The sequence below is a fragment of the Pseudomonas sp. PB106 genome (assembly GCF_009764645.1).
GTDB lineage: Bacteria > Pseudomonadota > Gammaproteobacteria > Pseudomonadales > Pseudomonadaceae > Aquipseudomonas.
The window spans coordinates 1-4,002 of sequence record NZ_RWIM01000033.1; the positions used below are offsets into that span (position 1 = coordinate 1).

General features: G+C 60.7%; 2 protein-coding genes and 1 pseudogene. 1 reads left to right on the forward strand and 2 read right to left on the reverse strand.

Going from position 1 to position 4,002, the window contains the following annotated elements:
• Nucleotides 1–91: 91 nt before the first annotated feature.
• Nucleotides 92–847 (reverse strand): methyl-accepting chemotaxis protein, encoded by a 756-nt coding sequence (locus tag EJA71_RS27740; RefSeq protein ID WP_371925631.1) that lies wholly within the window; start codon nt 845–847, stop codon nt 92–94.
• Nucleotides 848–949: 102 nt separating this feature from the next.
• A pseudogene (locus tag EJA71_RS27745) lies at nt 950–2,428 on the reverse strand (HAMP domain-containing protein); the annotation flags it as partial.
• A gap of 185 nt (nt 2,429–2,613) precedes the next feature.
• Between EJA71_RS27745 and EJA71_RS05540 the strand changes: the two are divergent.
• Entirely contained in the window at nt 2,614–3,930 is a 1,317-nt protein-coding gene (locus EJA71_RS05540) for a Na+/H+ antiporter family protein (protein WP_158955012.1), read from the forward strand.
• Nucleotides 3,931–4,002: the final 72 nt, after the last annotated feature.

Consider the following 4,002-nt stretch of genomic DNA (forward strand, 5'->3'; position numbering starts at 1 on the left):
CTCGCGATGGCGGTCTGTCAGGCACATCAATGTTGAATATGACATCGCCATCGCGAGCAGGCTCACTCCTACAGGGGCTTTGCGGTGGACCTTAGACGCGGAACTGATCCATAAGGCTTTGCTGCTGATTCGCCAGACTATTGAGCGACTGGCTCACCCGCGCCGACTCATTTGCCTGCCCGGACAACGATTCGGTGACATCGCGAATCGTCGCCACGTTGTTATTGATCTCCTCGGCCACCGCACTTTGCTCTTCCGCAGCGCTGGCGATTTGCAGGTTCATGTCGCTGATCACCGTTACCGCATCGCCAATCTGGCGCAGCGCGGTCACAGCCTGGCCCACCTGATCAACACTGCCTTGCGCCTGACGATGGCTGTTGCCCATCGAACCGACCACATCCTGAGTACCGCTCTGCAATTGTTCGATGACCTGGCGAGTTTCCTCGACCGACTCTTGGGTGCGGCGGGCGAGGTTGCGTACTTCATCGGCGACCACGGCAAAACCACGGCCAGCCTCGCCGGCACGCGCTGCTTCGATCGCGGCGTTGAGCGCCAACAGGTTGGTCTGCTCGGCGATGGCGCGGATGGTTTCCAGCACGGCGCCGATCTTCTCGCTGTTGGCCGCAAGACCTTCGACTTGCACCATGGCCGCGCTCATGTCGGCGGCGAGGGTGTCGATGCTTGCAGTGGTGCGGTCGATCACGGTCAGGCCCTGGCGGGTGGCGCGATCGGCATCCTTGGCGGCTTCCGCAGCCTGGGCGGCGCTACGGGCGACGTCTTGCGCGGTGGCGCTCATTTCGTGGGAGGCGGTGGCGACCTGATCGACCTGGCGGTATTGCTGCTCCATGCCGGCGCTGGTCTGGGTGGCGATGGCCGAGGATTGATCGGCAGTGTTGCGCGCATCCTGCACTGAGCGTTTCACCTCGGCGATGATCGGCTGCAACTTGTCGAGGAACTTGTTGAACCAGCCGGCCAGTTGCCCGAGCTCGTCCTTCTTGTCGTAGGCCAGACGACGGGTCAGATCGCCTTCGCCGCTGGCGATGTCTTCAAGCATGTGCGCCACGCCGAGAATCGGTTTGGTCACGCTGCGTGCCATCAACCACACCAGCAGCAGGCCGATTAGCGCAGCCAGTACGCCGAGGCTCAATTCGATCAACGTGCCTGAGTTATTGCTGGCGTCCAGTTGTTGCTTGAGCGCTTCGGCGCGGCTGACCAGAACTTTTTCCGGCACGTCGAGCAACACGCCCCACGACGGGCCCCCAGGAATCGGCGGGAACGGCGACAGCACTTTCAACTGGCCGTTGCTGTGCAGGCTGCTGACGCTGGTGCTGGAGGCGAGTTTGCTCAGCAGTTCGGCGCCGCTGGTTTTATCCACGGCGTCCAGACGCTGACTGAGTTTGCCTGCGTCCGGGCTATAACCGGCGAGCAGGCCGGCGGGGCTGATGATGCTCACAGCGGTCTGGCCGTCATAGAGCTTTTTGCTTGCGCCCTGGCTGATCGCTTGCAGGCTGTTGAGGTTGATATCCACCGACAGCGAAGCAATGACTTTGCCGTTGACCATCAGCGGGAAGACGATGCTGGTCATCAGCACTTTTTGCCCGTCGATGACATAGAAGTACGGTTCGATTACGCACGGCTTGAGCGTGGTGCGCGGGCAGGTGAACCAAGCGTTGGCCGCCTGACCGCTGGGACCGGTGCTGGTGTCGGCCATGTCGCTTTCCGGCAGGGCCATCGAGTTGACCTTGCCCGGTGTCGGTTGCGACCAGTACAAGGCGAAACGGCCCTTGTCGTTGCTGCCTAACTCCGCCTGACCGGCAAACAGTTCGTCCTTGCCGTCCAGCGCGTTGGCTTCGAACACCAGCGACAGGCCGAGCAGATCCGGGTTGGCTTGCAGCGCCGATTTGACTTGGCGGGTCATGTCTTCACGCAGGTCGAAGGCATCGAGGAAGCGCTTCTCGGCCTGTTCGCGCAGGAACAACACCTGCCGCGAGAAACCGTGGCCGTACTGATAGGCGTCCATGAACTGCTGGCGAATGCCGGCGGCTTGCACTTCACCCTGGGATTCGATGCGCGCCTGAGCGGATTCGGTGAGCATTTCCATACTGGACGCTTTCACCAGTGCAGAACTGTGCTCCATGCGGTACAGCGATAGACCGACCAACAGGGTCACGATACCGGCCAGGCACAGCCCGGCGAGCAGGGTGATTTTCCATTGGATGGAAAGTTGTCTGAGCGACATGGAGACGTCCTTATTCGATAAATATCTGAGACTTTGCACTGTAACGGCCGCAAATCGGCTTTCTTTATCTTTGAAATACAATAGGGCGGATTGCCGCACTGTCATGCTTTGCACGTGATCGTTCCCACGCTCTGCGTGGGAATGCAGCCCCTGACGCTCCGCGTCACAAAGCGGACGCAGAGCGTCCATTGAGGCATTCCCACGCAGAGCGTGGGAACGATCAATCACCCCGTAGCTTTGACACTGCGGCCACTCTGCGGCACAGTGCGCGCCCTTCTAATAAGACCCTCTTTGCAAATCCGCCGGTTAAGCTTTGGCGGACTCATTCTGTCTGGCGGTCGGTTTTCCACCGCAGTGTTTTTCGAGGAAGTGAAATGAATGCAGTCATAGCGGCAGTCGGCGTCATGCTGGTGCTCAGCCTGTCCCGCGTGCACGTCGTGATCGCTTTGATCGTCGGCGCGCTGGTTGGTGGCCTGACCGGTGGTCTGGGCATCGACGCCACGCTCAAGGCCTTCAACAGTGGCTTGGGCGGTGGCGCGACGGTGGCGCTGTCCTACGCGTTGCTCGGCGCGTTCGCCGTGGCGATTGCCAAATCCGGCCTGGCCCATGCCTTGGCCGACAAGGCGCTGGCGATGGTCGACCGCCAACATGCGACCGGCGGCAACAGCGTCAAATGGCTGCTGATCGGCCTGCTGTGGGTCGTGGCGATCGCCTCGCAGAACATCCTGCCGATCCACATTGCGTTCATTCCGCTGCTGGTGCCGCCGCTTCTCTATGTACTGACCAAGCTGCAACTCGACCGCCGCCTGATCGCCTGCGTGATGACGTTCGGCCTGATCACGCCGTACATGTTTCTCCCGGTAGGCTTCGGTAACATCTTTCTCAACGAAATTCTGTTGGCGAATGTGGCGCGCAGCGGCGTCGACATCAGCGGCATCAATGTCACCCACGCCATGGGCATTCCAGCACTGGGCATGGTCTTCGGCCTGGCGATGGCATTTATCAGCTACCGCAAGAAGCGCGTGTACGACCTGGCGAAAATCGAGCAGGTCGAGCAAGTGGCGGTACAGTACAACCCGTTGAGCCTGATGATTGCCCTCGTGGCGATTGCCGCAGCGTTCATCGTGCAACTGCTGCTGGATTCGATGATTATCGGGGCGCTGGTGGGTTTCCTGATCTTCTCGGTGTCCGGCATCGTCAAGTGGCGCGAGACCGATGACCTGTTCACCGAAGGCATGAAAATGATGGCGATGATCGGCTTCATTATGATCGCCGCCTCCGGTTTCGCTGAAGTGATGAAGGCTACCGGTGAAGTGCAGACCCTCGTCGAATCGTCGGCGTCGTGGATCAATCACAGCAAGGCCGTTGGCGCACTGCTGATGTTGCTGGTCGGGTTGCTGGTGACCATGGGTATCGGTTCGTCGTTCTCCACCGTGCCGATTCTGGCGGCTATTTTTGTGCCGCTGTGCGTGCAACTGGGGTTCAGCCCGATTGCCATCGTGTGCATCGTCGGCACCGCTGGCGCGCTGGGCGACGCCGGTTCGCCGGCCTCGGATTCGACCCTCGGCCCGACCTCCGGCCTGAACATCGACGGCCAGCATCACCACATCTGGGACACCGTGGTGCCGACCTTCCTGCACTACAACCTGCCGCTGCTGGCATTCGGCTGGGTGGCCGCGATGGTGTTGTGATTTAGCCTCTGAAGAGCAAAAGATCGCAGCCTTCGGCAGCTCCTACAGAGATCGGTGTAGGAGCTGCCGAAG

What these genes read in the sequence shown, in the direction of transcription:
- EJA71_RS05540 (WP_158955012.1), top strand. Translation starts at nt 2,614, where the DNA reads ATGAATGCAGTCATAGCGGCAGTCGGCGTCATGCTGGTGCTCAGCCTG.
- EJA71_RS27740 (WP_371925631.1), bottom strand. Translation starts at nt 847, where the DNA reads ATGGAGCAGCAATACCGCCAGGTCGATCAGGTCGCCACCGCCTCCCAC.